Annotated in this window: 13 protein-coding genes and 1 riboswitch; of the genes, 4 read left to right on the top strand and 9 right to left on the bottom strand. The window is 40.3% G+C overall.

All coding sequences use genetic code 11. The features are described from left to right. Positions 1 to 73: 73 nt before the first annotated feature. From NKR21_RS07095 to NKR21_RS07085, 3 genes are all read right to left on the bottom strand, one after another. The gene (locus tag NKR21_RS07095; protein ID WP_144458338.1) at positions 74 to 763 is read right to left on the bottom strand and encodes a PepSY domain-containing protein; all 690 of its coding nucleotides are present in this window, start codon (positions 761 to 763) and stop codon (positions 74 to 76) included. 66 nt (positions 764 to 829) lie between these two features. Continuing rightward, entirely contained in the window at positions 830 to 2,179 is a 1,350-nt protein-coding gene (locus tag NKR21_RS07090; RefSeq protein ID WP_144458336.1) for a sensor histidine kinase, read from the bottom strand. Positions 2,180 to 2,182: 3 nt separating this feature from the next. Then, positions 2,183 to 2,869, bottom strand: a complete 687-nt coding sequence (locus NKR21_RS07085) for a response regulator transcription factor (protein ID WP_012009706.1) — start codon at positions 2,867 to 2,869, stop codon at positions 2,183 to 2,185. 446 nt (positions 2,870 to 3,315) lie between these two features. Between NKR21_RS07085 and NKR21_RS07080 the strand changes: the two genes are divergently transcribed. From NKR21_RS07080 to guaD, 3 genes are all read left to right on the top strand, one after another. Next, the gene (locus NKR21_RS07080) at positions 3,316 to 4,275 is read left to right on the top strand and encodes a S8 family peptidase (protein ID WP_012009704.1); all 960 of its coding nucleotides are present in this window, start codon (positions 3,316 to 3,318) and stop codon (positions 4,273 to 4,275) included. Positions 4,276 to 4,387: 112 nt separating this feature from the next. Beyond that, positions 4,388 to 4,579, top strand: a riboswitch (cobalamin riboswitch). A gap of 153 nt (positions 4,580 to 4,732) precedes the next feature. Continuing rightward, positions 4,733 to 7,021, top strand: coding sequence for a 5-methyltetrahydropteroyltriglutamate--homocysteine S-methyltransferase (metE, locus tag NKR21_RS07075; protein ID WP_144458334.1), 2,289 nt, complete (start codon positions 4,733 to 4,735; stop codon positions 7,019 to 7,021). Between the two features lie 138 nt (positions 7,022 to 7,159). After that, on the top strand, positions 7,160 to 7,630 hold the full coding sequence (gene guaD, locus NKR21_RS07070; protein WP_012009701.1) for a guanine deaminase: 471 nt from the start codon (positions 7,160 to 7,162) through the stop codon (positions 7,628 to 7,630). 57 nt (positions 7,631 to 7,687) lie between these two features. On the opposite strand, the gene ohrB is transcribed toward guaD, so the two are convergent. Further along, the gene (gene ohrB / locus NKR21_RS07065) at positions 7,688 to 8,104 is read right to left on the bottom strand and encodes an organic hydroperoxide resistance protein OhrB (protein ID WP_012009700.1); all 417 of its coding nucleotides are present in this window, start codon (positions 8,102 to 8,104) and stop codon (positions 7,688 to 7,690) included. A gap of 162 nt (positions 8,105 to 8,266) precedes the next feature. Here ohrB and NKR21_RS07060 point away from each other — a divergent pair, with 162 nt between their 5' ends. Continuing rightward, positions 8,267 to 8,713, top strand: a complete 447-nt coding sequence (locus tag NKR21_RS07060; RefSeq protein WP_144458320.1) for a MarR family winged helix-turn-helix transcriptional regulator — start codon at positions 8,267 to 8,269, stop codon at positions 8,711 to 8,713. Positions 8,714 to 8,745: 32 nt separating this feature from the next. Here the strand turns inward: NKR21_RS07060 and NKR21_RS07055 are convergent, their stop codons facing one another. The 5 genes from NKR21_RS07055 to NKR21_RS07035 all read right to left on the bottom strand — a co-directional run bounded on the left by NKR21_RS07055 (position 8,746) and on the right by NKR21_RS07035 (position 13,684). Continuing rightward, positions 8,746 to 9,174 (bottom strand): organic hydroperoxide resistance protein, encoded by a 429-nt coding sequence (locus tag NKR21_RS07055; protein WP_012009698.1) that lies wholly within the window; start codon positions 9,172 to 9,174, stop codon positions 8,746 to 8,748. A gap of 428 nt (positions 9,175 to 9,602) precedes the next feature. Further along, entirely contained in the window at positions 9,603 to 10,958 is a 1,356-nt protein-coding gene (locus NKR21_RS07050) for an IS1182-like element ISBpu1 family transposase (protein WP_253602405.1), read from the bottom strand. A 92-nt stretch (positions 10,959 to 11,050) separates the two neighbouring features. Further along, entirely contained in the window at positions 11,051 to 11,185 is a 135-nt protein-coding gene (locus NKR21_RS07045) for a hypothetical protein (protein ID WP_012009697.1), read from the bottom strand. Further along, complete coding sequence (locus tag NKR21_RS07040) at positions 11,175 to 12,311, bottom strand: response regulator aspartate phosphatase (RefSeq protein ID WP_012009696.1); 1,137 nt, start codon at positions 12,309 to 12,311, stop codon at positions 11,175 to 11,177. Before NKR21_RS07040 ends, NKR21_RS07045 begins: the two co-directional genes overlap by 11 nt. A gap of 122 nt (positions 12,312 to 12,433) precedes the next feature. Then, complete coding sequence (locus NKR21_RS07035; protein ID WP_144458566.1) at positions 12,434 to 13,684, bottom strand: glutamate-5-semialdehyde dehydrogenase; 1,251 nt, start codon at positions 13,682 to 13,684, stop codon at positions 12,434 to 12,436. Between the last annotated feature and the right edge of the window lie 12 nt (positions 13,685 to 13,696).

Genomic DNA, 13,696 nt, shown 5'->3' with positions numbered 1-13,696 from the left:
GATTTCTCCTTTATCTTAAAGAAACAAGATGATAAAGGAAGGAAAGAAACATGAGAAAATCATGAGAAAAGGATTAGTTTTCGTACGTAATTCCTTCAATATCCCCTGTATATGCGTTTACAAGTACCTCTGCCTCTCGCCCGTCAGGCAAATCGAGCTCCACCTCAAATACGAGCATACCGCTAAATGTTTCTAGATCGGCATCATCCACTGTCCCTCCGACTTCTTTTACTGCAATTCGGATGGCTTCTTCGACCGTGATTTTTGTCATTTTCTTTTCTTTGGAGGTCGGGCTTTTCTTTTCTGCTTCAAGCACTTTAAACGTTTGCTTGTCGACATCGACTTGATATAATTCTTTTTTTGATTGGATCGTAAAGATAAAACGATCCGATTTTTCTTTCTTTTGAATGACTGTACCGCTCACTTTTTTAACAGCCGCTTCTTCTGCCTGAAGCTCAGCATTTTTTTCATTTGGTTTTTGATAGCTTTTTATTTGTCTAATTTCTTTCATTTGACCGCTTGCGGAAGATGCAATGATTTGATAAATGCCATTTGCATTTTCCAGCGTCAATGTATAGTCCTGTTTATAATTGATTAAATCAATTTGTGTAATGTTTCCATTGTAGTCTTTTGCAATTATTTTTTTCATTTCTGCTTCACTCAATATCTTTTGATCAATGGTTTGAATCATGAGCGTTGCAAAGGCCGCAAGAACGACGAGACATCCTGCGAGCGCAAGCATCATTTTCGTTTTTCTAGACATGCAGCGCCTCCTTCCTATTTCCTATTTTATAAGGAGGAAATGAGAAATTGATGAGAAAAGACCTATTTATTTCGGGAAAAGAATGGTCATGGTTGTCCCTTCGCCGATTCGGCTATCTACCTTCAGCTCAGCTCCATGCTCTTCTGCAATTTGCTTCGCAATTGAAAGACCAAGACCCGTTCCGCCGGTCTCACTGTTTCTTGCTTCATCCACACGGAAAAAGCGGTCAAAGATTTTCGGAAGATCCTCTTCTTTTATGCCAATCCCATGGTCACCGACTGAAATAAACGGCCTCTCCTCTTTCCATCCGCAGGTCACATCAACTGGTGCTGTACTATATTTGACCGCATTATCAATCAAGATGGTCAAAAGCTGTTTGATTTTCTCTTCGTCTCCTTCCGCAATAAGCGGCTGATCTGTTTGCACACGAGATTGAATGGTTCGATTGGTGGCCACTTCAAGTGTATGACAAAGCTGATTGCACATATGACCAAGATCAACTGGCTTCATATCCACATAGAGCGGCTGACCATTTTTTGCAAGTGTCAGCAATTGATCTGTCAGTCTTTTCATTTTTTCCGCTTCATCATGAATCGCTTGGGAGGATTCTTCTACAACCTCTGGACGTGTTTGCCCCCAGCGCTTCAGTAAATTGCTGTAGCTCATAATGACCGTAATCGGCGTCTTTAATTCGTGTGAGGCATCATGAAGAAATTGCTGCTCTTTTTCATAATGCTTCTCGAGAATTTCTGACATTTCATTAAAGGTTTGGCCCATTTGATACAATTCATCCTTTGAATCGCCTGTTAATTCGATTCGTTTAAACGCCTTCTCCTTCATACTCGCCTTCATCGTACTCGTCATTCGACTAATCGGCCGGACGATTTGTTTTGTTAAAATGTGGCCTGCAAAATAAGAAAGCACAATAAATAAAACGCCCGCAGCCATTAAAATCATTTTTAATAGTGCTAAGTTCTCTTCCGTATTTTCGATTTCTTCATATACTTGAAGCGACACAATCTCGCCATTTGTCCATATCACCGGAATCGCAGCGAACGCAACCATATGCTTGTTATATTCTTTGATTTCTGCTGTCTGCCCAGATTCATATGAAAAAGGCAATGAACTAAACGTTGACTCCTTTGTGACAGTCAGTTTTGATTCATCCGTTTCTGTCACAACACGGATCATACCATTTTGGGGCAGGTATGCTTTCAGCAGCTCTGATGATGGAAGACCTTCTTCTTCTGATTTTTTTAAAGCGATGGCGATATTTTCAGCCACTTCAGACAGCCTGGACATATCTTTTTGGGTCAAGGTGATTGAAAAAATAAAATAAATGGCTGTATGAAATAAGAGCACCATTAAAAACAAAGACAACGACGTATAAAGCTGGATCTTATTTTTTAATCTCATGCTTTATCCTTTCATCACATAACCCACACCTCTCACTGTGTGAATCAGTTGTTTTTCGAATGGGTAATCGACTTTTTTCCTTAAATAACGGATATAGACATCCACCACGTTCGTATCGCCAAAATAATCAAAACCCCAAACAGCTGTTAAAAGCTGATCTCTTGTGAGCACTTGCTGCTGATGTTTCAGCAAGTGGACAAGCAGGTCATATTCTCTCGGCGTGAGTTCAAGCATTTGACCTGCCCTTTGTATGTCTCTTGTTTTCTCGTTGACAGTTAAATCTGCTATGCTCAGCTCTGTCTCCTTCTCTTGTTGCTCGTTTATATTCAATCTGAGTTGCGCACGAATTCGCGCTAATAATTCTTCTATGTCAAAAGGCTTTGTAATATAATCATTCGCTCCAAGATCAAGCCCACTTACCTTATCAGGCACACTATCTCTTGCTGTAATCAACATAATAGGTGTCGCCGTATTTGTCTTACGAACTCTTCTCAGCACTTCAAGACCGCTTAATTCTGGAAGCATAACATCAAGCAGCACCAAATCGAAGCTTTCTTCTTCTAAAGCCTGAAGTCCATCTATTCCTGTCTCTTTGACCGTCACCTCATACCCTTCATACTGAAGCTCTAGTGACAGCACCCTTGCAATTTTCTTTTCATCTTCGACTACGAGTATCTTCCCTTTGTTCATCTCTATCTCTCCTATCTAAAAGGCAAGCTTGTCTTTTCATTATTATATGTTGCCTATCGCATTTGGAACAGACATAATCTTCATGTCTATTTTTTTATGAAAGACACATTTATTTTTGAACAAAAACATTACACATCCCTTTCACATCGCTTTTATTGCTTGATTTCATTATTTTTTAGTTTGCCTCTTTTAGTTCTTTTCACCCATTTTCATCTGAACAGGTGCAAGCTCACTATGCAGCATTTCCTTCTTTTTCATATGATATCAAGAGTTTTCCTCAAAAGCTGAGTTCTTTCGTCAAGATGTGAGGAGAACTGCATTTTCGATAATAGATTGATTATTTGAAAAATTATTACAATTGACCCTTTCCGATCAAAAGTTTCTTTTATACAATAACATTACGCAGCCTGAATCTACTTTGAAAACAAAATAAGGAGGGCTTTCTTATGAAAGGTGAAATTCGCTTAATTCCGTATGAAGTAAAAGCCAATGTGATGGAAGCGAAAGAGACGCCGGAAAGTATTCAGGAGATTAAAGCACCCGAACTTTGGTCAAGTGGCTTCAAAGGAAAAGGCATAACCATTGCTGTCCTTGATACAGGTTGCGACACAGAGCATCCCGACTTAAAAGATCAGATTATCGGAGGTAAAAACTTTACCGATGATGACAACGGAGATGCTGAAAATGTGAAAGACTACAACGGGCATGGTACCCATGTAGCGGGAACGATCGCTGCAACGGATCAAAATGGTGGAATTTTAGGGGTTGCTCCTGAAGCAAAGCTGCTGATCGTGAAAGTTCTTGGCGGTGAAAACGGCAGCGGGAAATACGAATGGATCATTAATGGCATCAACTATGCCGCAGAGCAGAAGGTGGATATTATTTCTATGTCTCTCGGTGGTCCAAGCAATGAGCCCGCCTTACAGGAAGCCATTCAAAACGCGGTGAAAAGCGGTGTACTTGTTGTGTGCGCAGCAGGAAATGAAGGAGACGGAGACGAGCGTACGGAAGAGTTCTCCTACCCAGCAGCATACAATGAAGTCATTGCCGTCGGCTCTGTCTCACTTGCAAGAGAATCCTCTGAATTCTCCAACGCCAATAAAGAAATCGACCTCGTTGCTCCAGGAGAAGACATTTTATCCACTCTCCCTAACCATAAATACGGCAGACTAACAGGCACATCGATGGCCGCCCCTCACGTAAGCGGTGCACTAGCCATTATTAAAAATGCCGAAGAAGAAGCGTTCCAGCGCAAGCTGTCAGAGCCTGAGGTCTATGCTCAACTTGTCAGAAGAACCCTACCACTGAAGCAATCGAAAGCCCTCGTAGGGAATGGATTTTTATATTTAACTGCACCTGATGTGCTTTTAGAAAAGACATTGGAAGCAGATCTTTTATCTCTATAACTTGAATAGAGGTCCTGAGAATAGATTGAATTTTCTCAGGATTTTTTTAATTAAAATTATTCAAAATTTACTTTGACGAAATGAAGTGGACGTTATATAATCGAACACAATAAATTCATAGTTTGAGAGTCGGTAATTCGATCACACGTCGAATTTTAAATGGGAAGACCGGTGAAAATCCGGCGCGGTCCCGCCACTGTGAGTGAGGAGAGCTTTTCTAATGAATCCACTGTCATCAGGACGGGAAGGTTGAAAAGCTTGCAGATTCACCAGCCAGGATACCAGCCGCTCTATCACATCAAACCCCCTACGGTTGATAGGAGATGTCGGAAAAAGCGTCAGTTCTGCTCACGCCTTATTTCGCACACACATTTTGTCTTTTTAAACCAGACATTTGCCCTCATCAATCTTCACCGTGAGTGTAAATGTCTTTTTATATTTAGAGGAGGAATTGGAATTGACAATTGTTAAAACAAGTAATCTAGGTTTTCCGCGAATTGGTTTAAACAGAGAATGGAAAAAAGCACTTGAGTCTTATTGGAAAGGTCAAACGGATCGTGAAACCCTCTTAAGCACACTTGATGAACAATTTTTAACTGCCATTAAAACACAAATTGATCAACAAATTGATGTTGTTCCTTCTGGAGACTTTACCTTCTACGATCACGTGCTCGATACTGCTGTTATGTTCAATTGGATTCCAGAGCGCTTCCGCAGCTTAAAGGACCCGCTAGATACATACTTTGCGATAGCAAGAGGAACAAAAGATGCTGTCTCAAGTGAAATGACAAAATGGTTTAATACAAACTATCACTACATCGTTCCAGAATACGAAAAAAGCACCGAATTCAAACTCACACATAACAAACCGCTTGAAGCTTACGAAAAGGTGAAAAAGGCGTTTGGTGTTGAAACAAAACCTGTTGTACTTGGTCTTTATACATTTGTATCACTTTCTAAAGGCTATGAACCAAATGAAGTAAAAGAGATTCAGCAGCGCCTCATCCCTCTTTATACACAGCTTTTAAAAGAACTTGAAGAAGCCGGCGTCAAATGGGTACAAATTGATGAGCCAGCACTTGTCACAGCTTCATATGAAGACGTGAAAGCCGCCAAAGAAATCTATCAAACGATTACAGAAGCCGTACCTGCCTTAAATATTCTTCTTCAAACATACTTTGATTCAGTAGATGCGTATGAAGAGCTTGTCACATACCCTGTTGAAGCTATCGGTCTTGATTTTGTCCATGATCAAGGACGCAATCTTGATCAAGTGAAAAAACACGGATTCCCGAAAGACAAAATTTTAGCAGCAGGCGTCATTGATGGAAGAAATATTTGGAGGTCAGATCTTGGCGAAAGATTGACGTTCGTTTCTGAGGTCATTGCCGGCGCTCAGCCGAAGGAAGTATGGTTACAGCCTTCAAGCAGCTTACTTCATGTACCCGTTGCAAAACACCCAAGCGAACAGCTTGAAGAAAAACTATTAAACGGACTGTCTTATGCCACTGAAAAGCTGGCTGAATTAACAACATTAAAAGAAGGGTTAACAAAAGGCGCCGCAGCGATTGAAGCCGCCATCAATGAAGCCGAGCAAGCACTTCTTACTTTAAAAGAATTTGCAAAAGGAACCAATGCGGATTTCACAGCAGAACGCAACAACCTTTCATCGAAAGACTTTAAGCGTCCTATTGCCTTTGAAGAACGCCTTCGTATCCAAAACGAATCTCTTGAACTGCCGCTCTTACCAACAACAACCATTGGCAGCTTCCCGCAGTCTGCTGAAGTGCGCAGCGCTCGTCAAAAATGGCGTAAAAATGAATGGACAGATGCAGAATATGTTGAATTTATTAAGAAAGAAACAAAAAGATGGATTGATATTCAGGAAGAAATCGGTCTGGATGTTCTCGTACATGGAGAATTTGAACGTACAGACATGGTTGAATACTTTGGTGAAAAGCTAGCCGGATTTGCCTTTACGAAATTTGCTTGGGTACAATCCTATGGATCACGCTGCGTGAAACCGCCAATTATTTATGGAGATGTCGAATTTACAGCACCAATGACCGTGAAAGAGACGGTATACGCACAAAGCTTAACGGAGAAAAAGGTCAAAGGAATGCTGACAGGTCCTGTCACCATCTTAAACTGGTCTTTCCCAAGAACAGATATCTCACGAAAAGACATTGCCTTCCAAATCGCTTTCGCATTACGTAAAGAGGTAGAAGCGTTAGAAGAAGCAGGGATTCAAGTCATTCAAGTGGATGAACCTGCACTTAGAGAAGGTCTTCCGCTCAAGGAAAGTGATTGGGCAGACTATTTAAACTGGGCAGCAGAGTCATTCCGACTATCAACATCATCTGTTCAAAATGAAACGCAAATTCATACACATATGTGCTACAGTAACTTCGAGGATATTGTAGACACGATCGAAGACCTTGATGCCGACGTGATCACAATTGAACATTCACGAAGTCATGGCGGATTCCTCGATTATATAGAGAAACATCCGTATTTGAAGGGTCTGGGACTTGGTGTATATGACATCCATAGCCCGCGCGTTCCATCTGTCGAAGAAATGAGTCAAATCATAGATGATGCATTGAACGTATGCCCGACAGATCGCTTCTGGGTGAACCCTGACTGTGGACTAAAAACAAGACAAGAGCCTGAAACCATTGCTGCTTTGAAAAACATGGTAACGGCAGCTGAAGTCGCTCGTAAAAAGCTGGCGCAGCATGCATAATTGATTCCTTCTCCCCTGCTATCACGGCGGGGGATTTTTATGTGCAAATTATCCTTTGTGACCATTTACTAGGATGTTTCCTTTTCTAGCATGATTCGTTTATACTAGAGAAGTCAGTCGAACAAAGGGAGGAAGACAATGAATCACGAAGATTTTTTACAACGCGCAATTGATCTTGCAGTAGAAGGAGTCAATAGTGGTACTGGCGGCCCTTTTGGAGCAGTCATTGTCAAGGATGGACAGATTATTGCTGAGGGAAGCAACAATGTGACAACAACGAATGATCCAACCGCACATGCTGAAGTCACAGCCATTCGAAAGGCGTGCCAAACGCTGAATACATACCAATTAGAAGATTGTATTTTATATACAAGCTGTGAGCCTTGCCCAATGTGCCTTGGCGCTATTTACTGGGCTAGACCAAAAGCGGTCTATTTTGCTGCTGGACATCAGGATGCAGCAGTTTCTGGCTTTGATGACTCGTTTATTTATGAAGAAATCAATAAAGATTACGAATCAAGAAATATTCCATTTTATCAGCTGACACTTCAAAAAACCCTTGCACCATTTGAAGCATGGGCAACATACGAACAAAAGAAAGAATATTAAAAAAAGACACCTGCTCATGAGCAGGTGTTTCTTTTTTCATCATGATAGTGAATTTTTTTATTCAGCCACTTCAAGCTCTACTTCGATATTTCCTCTTGTTGCTTTTGAATATGGACAGAATTCATGCGCAGCATGGGCTAGCTCTTTCGCTTTGTCATGGTCAAGTCCTTTTGCAGACACAATTAGCTTGACACCAAGCTTAAATCCGCCATCACTTTCATCTTTTAAAAGACTGACATGTCCCTCAACTTCTGATTCAATGTCGATCCCTTGCTTTTTCGCTACTTGCTCAAGTGCCCCTCCGAAACAAGCTGCATAGCCCGCTGCAAATAATTGCTCTGGATTCGTACCAGTTTCTCCATCTTTCTTTGCATTAGGCATGACAATATTATGATCGAGCACACCATCTTCTGAACGTACATGTCCAGCTCTTCCATGTTGTGCCTTTACTTTTGCTGTGAATAATGGTTTCATCTTCATCTCCTCCTTTATCTATTTATTCCTTTCACGTTCTATCCATTTCTCAAACATTTATCGCACATTCAAGATTTTTTTCGTTTTTGGGCTGTATTTATTTTAAAAAAGAAGAAAATCTTATACAATAATAAGTATGACAAAAAATAGTTGGTGACTGACATGACAAATGAATTCGAACATATGAAGCTGGAAAATCAGCTTTGTTTCTTGTTATATGCAAGTTCAAGAGAGATGACGAAGCAGTATAAACCGTTATTAGAAGAGTTAGACATTACGTATCCGCAATATTTGGCACTGCTTTTATTGTGGGAGCATGGAACATTAAATGTGAAAACGATGGGAGAACTTTTATTTTTAGACTCCGGTACACTCACACCTATGCTGAAACGGATGGAGCAAAACGGTCTCATCATCCGCGAGCGCTCGAAAGAGGATGAACGTTCTGTGCAAATTCGTTTAACGGAATATGGCAAGCAACTAAAAGAGAAGGCTACTGCCATTCCATTTCAGATGCTTTCTGGGACAGGCAGATCGGACGAAGAGTTAAAAACATTGCGCGCGTCTTTGCATGAGCTTTTGCAAAAATTAACACAATCAAAAGGCTGAGGGAATATTCCCTCAGCCTTTTATGATATCAATTATTGTGCGACAGCTACTAATTCTACTTCGATATTTCCTTGAGTTGCTTTTGAATATGGGCAGACGCCGTGTGCTTTATGAACAAGCTCATCTAATGCAGATTGCTCGATTCCAGTTCCTTTTACTTCTAACTTAACGCCGAGTTTGAAGCCGCCATCTGAACTGTCTTTGACTAAGCTCACATGTGCTGTTACTTCACTTTCAAAACGGATACGCTCTTGTCTTGCGACCATTTGAAGGGCTGAATCAAAACATGCAGAGTAGCCTGCTGCAAATAATTGCTCTGGGTTTGTTGCTTTTTCTATTTTTTTCGCTCTTGGTGTTCCAGGCATTGCTACATCATGCTCAAGCACTCCATCATTTGAAACAACCTTTCCTTCTCTTCCTCCGACAGCTGATACCGTTGCAGTAAATAAAACTTCTGACATGTATATAACCCTCTTTCTCTCCATTAATATTTTCTACAATTGAATTGTACACAATTTAAAATCAAGAGTCAACGAATACACACTCTTTTTTTAAGATTTCCTTCTCGCCTCTCTTTTATGTAGACAGTAAAAAAGCCCTTTAATAAGGGCTTTCAGCGTGTAGACAAACCCTCGCATTCGTTGTCAGTCCTGCGCTCCGGTGCTCACGAATGTCAAATTCGCTCCGCTCCGATGCTCGTCCTTCCTAGACTTCAAAGGTTTTCTATCACGCTGAAAAGAAGACAAAGGGCTAAAATAAAGATCATTTTAGCCCTTTGTCAACAACCTAAAAAGCCCTTTAATAAGGGCTTTCAGACCGTAGACAAACCCCACCTTTACTTCAAGTAAAAGTGGGGTTTTCACATTTTTTTTGAAAAACATCATGTGTTTTACGCTGGACATGGTACTTTCCATGTCCAGTTTGCTAGTTTTTTAAGGTTCATGGCAGCGAAAGTAAGCATCGCTTGCATTGAAACTTTTTTTAGTCCACGAAGTTTCGTCCAACGCATACCATGCTTTTCTTTTGCATCCGCAAAAACGCGTTCAATCGTTTCTTTCCGTTTTGCGTAGATGCTCTTATTTATTTCAGTGAGTCTCAGATTGTCTGCTTCATCTAGATAATCCTGCCAAATATGCCGATGAATTTGTTTGGTGTGGTTTTGACTTTGGGTACAGTTATCTAAAAACGAACAGGACTCACATACTTCTGAATCGGATGCATATTGCTTATAGCCTTCTCTAGTCGTTGTACGATAAGAGAGAATTTGCCCGTTGGGGCAAATGTAACAATCAAAATATGCATCATATACGTATTCATTCTTTTTCAAATAACCAGCTTTTGTTCTTGGACGAGTGTAGGGCATGACAGGTCTTATCTCTTGATCCATTAAGAACTTAGCGATGTAAGGTGTTTTATATCCAGCATCTACTGCGACTACATTTGGTTTTCCGACTTTCTCTGTCACTTTTGATACGAGTGAATCCAACATACGACTATCATGAACATTTCCGCCTGTGACCAGCGAGCCTAAAATAAATCCTTTTGAATCACACGCTGTATGAAATGAATAAGCAAATGACTTTTCACGTTCATCCTTTACATAATAGCCACTCTCTGGGTCAGTTGTACTGACCTTGATTTCTTTTGTTTCTTCTTTATTCTGTAGGGGTAAGGGCTTTTTTCCATGTTCTTCACGATCAATATTGATCTCTTCATGAAGCTGATTTTGATAACTTCTTGTCTCAACTCGAACGATTTTCTTTTCAAGTTTTTTCTTATTGGCGTTCGCTTTGACATGAGTCGAATCAATGAAGGCGATAGACGGGTCAACGAGCCCTTTTTTCATCGCTTCTCTTAAGATTCGATAAAAAATTTGTTCGAATAAATCTGTATCGTGGAAGCGTCTCACGTAGTTTTTACCGAAGGTAGAAAAGTGCGGAATTTTCTCCGAAAATCCATACCCAATAAACCAACGATAAGCCACGTTGGTTTCAATTTCTTTAATGGTTTGACGCATAGAGCGAATACCAAATAGATATTGGATTAAGACCATCTTAATGAGAACAACAGGATCAACACTTGGTCTACCATTATTAGAACTATAATGATCTTTGACAAGATCATAAATGAAATCGAAATCGATTGCTTGTTCAATTTTCCGCACAAGATGATCTTCAGGCACTAATTCATCTAAAGCCACTACTTCTAATTGATTTCTTCTTTCTTCTTCACGTTTCGATAACATGTTTATCCCCCACAGATTATTGTTATTACCCTTATTATACAAAAAAGCTTGTAGACTTTGTCTACAAGCTGAAAGCCCTTTAATAAGGGCTTTTAGATGATGTCATGCTGCGCATTTGGTTGTTGTAGCGTATGGTTTCTGTTATCTGGGTCGGCATTTGCTGCTGTCAGCCATAACGCTAGGATGGTGATGCTTGTACAGACGACTGCCCATTTTTTAAAATTCATATAAACAATCCCCTCTCTGAATATAGATTCGAGCATGTTCCGCTTCTCCATAGAACATGGAAGATTTCTCATAATCTTCCATATCATTATAATACTTTGCGGTGTCTAATGCCAGCTCCTCTATATCTGGATATGCATAGGCAGACTCTAAAAAATGAAAAATTCGTTTAATATGCTCCGCATCTTGCTTTAAATACAATGCTTCTAAAAATATCGTCTTTTGAATATGAATGTCATCCTGAAGTGCTTCTGCTCGCTTCATACATTCTTCTCTGTAGTGTAAGGCTTCTTCGTGTTTACCTTGTTTGTATAATATCTGAGCGGCTGTATAAAGAGGGTCTATGGATCGACGAAGGTGATCGGATTGATTTTGGTCAAATAACGAGATGGATTCTTTCATTAGTTCGAGTGCGCGGTCAAGATCTCCCATTCGGTAATAACTATTGCCCATATTAAACAAAGAGGAAGCAATAAAACGCACATTTTGAAAGTCTCTTGATCTCGCAAGCGCTCTCTCGAGATGTGGTAATGCCTTTTCATGTCTTCTCATATCATCATAATTACCAGCCACAATAAATTCGCATTGAATCGTGCGAAGCGCATATAGCTCATGCTGAATATAGACTTCCAGCGCCAGCTTGGCATGATGCATCGAGATATGTGTTTGTTTCATGTGATAATATATTTCTGACATTTTAAAATGAAATTCCGCACGTTCAATATCATCTGACACAAAAGAAAGCTTGTGCTCTGCCTTTTGATAAGACGAAATAGCAGCAATGTACTGCCTACGGCCAAATTCATACATGCCTCTGAAAAAATGATAGTAGTATTCAAGCATGCCTGTGACATGTGTTTGATGCTCATCTATTTCTTTCGAAAGCTCGGAAAAGTTGGCGCGAAGCTTTCCTTCCTTTAATGGCTTTAAATAATCGAGCATGACCTCATGTCTGAATTCCATTAAAGAAAAATAGAGAAGCAAATTCTGATCTTCTTCCATTGAATCAAGAGAGGTGCGAATTTCCTGCTTTAATTGTTCTGCTTGTTCTGAATCAAATCTGCGGATTAATTCATACCACTTATTGATTTTCACTCCAATATCCGAAGAGGGAATGATTTTCGCCATATGTTGCCTTCTCCAATCTTCTCAAAATATAAAACATTACCATATTTTATCATACTTGACCGGAGAAATACAAAAATGAAAGGAAAAAGAGAGCCTATTGTCACAAGACTCTCTTTTTGAATTCATGATTCTCTTATTTGTCCTTGACCGCGAATGACAAACTTTTCAGAGGTTAAGGCAGGTAGACCCATAGGTCCTCTTGCATGCAGTTTTTGTGTGCTAATTCCTATTTCTGCTCCGTAGCCAAATTCAAAGCCATCTGTGAACCGAGTAGAGGCATTATGATAGGCAGCAGCAGCATCGACAGCTGTTAAGAAAAGTGACGCGTTTTGATCATTTTCTGTAATGATCGCTTCGGAGTGCTTGGAGCTATACGTTTGAATATGCTGTATCGCTTCTTCTATGTTATCTACGATTTTAATACTGACAATCGGTGCTAAAAACTCTGTTTCATAGTCTTCTGTCGTAGCTAATGAAGCACTAGGCGCAAGGGCACATACAGCTTCATCGCCCCGTATCTCTACCCCATTTGCATGAAGGGCTTCAAATAACGAAGCGCCATATGTTTTTGCCCATGTTTCATGAATGACAATGCTTTCGATTGCGTTGCAAACAGATGGCCTTTGGGTTTTAGCATTCAGCACAATCTGCTCAGCCATTTCGTATTTCGCTGTTTCATCAATGTAGATATGACAGTTCCCTGCACCTGTCTCAAGCACTGGCACGGTAGACTCTCTCACGACAAGATCAATTAAATTTTTCCCACCGCGCGGAATGAGGACATCCAGATATTCATTTAAAGTGAACAGCGTTTTCGCCGTTTCACGACCTGTATCTTCAATTAATTGCACACTGTCTACTGGAATATCTGTTGTGTGAAGCGCTTCATGGATCACTTTCACAATCGCTTTATTACTATGAATAGCAGAAGAGCTCCCGCGAAGAATAACAGCATTCCCAGTTTTCAAACAAAGGGTGGCAGCATCTACGGTCACGTTTGGCCTTGCTTCATAAATCATTCCAACCGTTCCAAGAGGCACACGTACTTTTTCGATGTACAGACCGTTTTCTTTTTGAATGGTTTCTAATGTTTCACCAATTGGGTCTTTTAGGTGAATGAGTTGAAGGATCGCGTCTGCGATGGCTTCAATTCTCTCTTCTGTAAGTGTAATCCGGTCAATAACAGAAGGCGTGAGCTGATTTTCCTCTGCAGCTTGCACATCCTTTTTGTTCTCATCGATTAAATAAGTGGAAGATGCTTTAAGTGCAGTTGCAATGGCATGTAAAGCTGCATTTTTTTGCTCCGTTGTTTTTAGGAGCAGCTGATCTTTGGCTATACTTGCTTTTTTTGCTTTTTCAAGAACTTCGTTCATCATATTCCCTCC

The sequence above is a fragment of the Bacillus sp. 1735sda2 genome, from assembly GCF_024159245.1.
Lineage (GTDB): Bacteria > Bacillota > Bacilli > Bacillales > Bacillaceae > Bacillus > Bacillus pumilus_O.
Note: the sequence above shows the minus strand (reverse complement) of the source record. Positions and strands in the feature narration are given on the sequence as shown.